Annotated in this window: 1 protein-coding gene; it reads right to left on the bottom strand. The window is 74.5% G+C overall.

The window, feature by feature from the left end; genetic code table 11:
- A partial coding sequence (locus tag FV228_RS30865; RefSeq protein ID WP_147857876.1) for a DEAD/DEAH box helicase occupies positions 1–980 on the bottom strand: 980 nt, incomplete at both ends.

A 980-nucleotide genomic window follows, 5' to 3' on the forward strand; every position in this document is an offset into this window, starting at 1 on the left:
ACCCCGCGCCGCTGGCCGCGGCCGACGCGGCCGCGCAGCTGGTGGAGCTGCGCCAGCCCGAACCGGGCGGCCTCCCAGACCAGCATGGTGTTGGCCCGGGGCACGTCGAGGCCGCTCTCCACGATGGCGGTGGCGAGGAGGACGTCGCCATCCCCGTCGGCGAAGCGGACCATGACCTCGTCCATGGCCGAAGGCTTGAGGTCGCCGTGCGCCACCAGCACGTCGAGGCCCGGCACGAGGCCGCGCAGGCGCTCGGCCATGGGGGCGATGTCCTCAATGCGCGGACAGACGACGAAGCTCTGCCCGCCGCGGCGATGCTCGCGGATCAGGGCCTCGCGGATCGCATCGGCCTCGAAGGGGGCCACCACGGTCCGGACCGGCTGGCGCATCGCCGGGGGCGTGGCGATCACGCTGAGGCTCTGCAAGCCGACGAGCGCGGCCTGGAGCGTGCGCGGGATCGGGGTGGCGGTCAGCGTCAGCACGTGCCCGCCCTCGGCGAGGCGGCGCAGGTCCGCCTTCATTTTGGCGCCGAAGCGCTGCTCCTCGTCGATCACCGTCAGGCCAAGATCGGCGAAGCCGACGCCGCGGGCGGCCAGCGCCTGGGTCCCGACCACGAGCCGGATCGAGCCGTCCGCGAGGCCGGCCTTCACCCGCTTGGCCTCGGCCGGGGAGACCAGACGCGAGAGCTGCGCGACCTCGATGCCGAAGCGGCCGAACCGGCGACGCAGGGTCTCGACGTGCTGGCGGGCCAGGACCGTGGTCGGGGCGATCAACGCCGCCTGCTTGCCCGCGAAGACCGTCGCCGCCAGAGCCCGCAGCGCGACCTCGGTCTTGCCGAAGCCGACATCGCCGCAGACCAGCCGGTCCATCGGACGCCCGGAGGCGAGGTCGGCCATCAGCGCGTCCACCGCGGCGGCCTGATCGGGGGTCGGGGCGAAGCCGAAGCCCGCCGCGAACCGCTCCATGTCGCGGGACGGCGG

Source organism: Methylobacterium sp. WL18 (assembly GCF_008040015.1).
Lineage (GTDB): Bacteria > Pseudomonadota > Alphaproteobacteria > Rhizobiales > Beijerinckiaceae > Methylobacterium > Methylobacterium mesophilicum.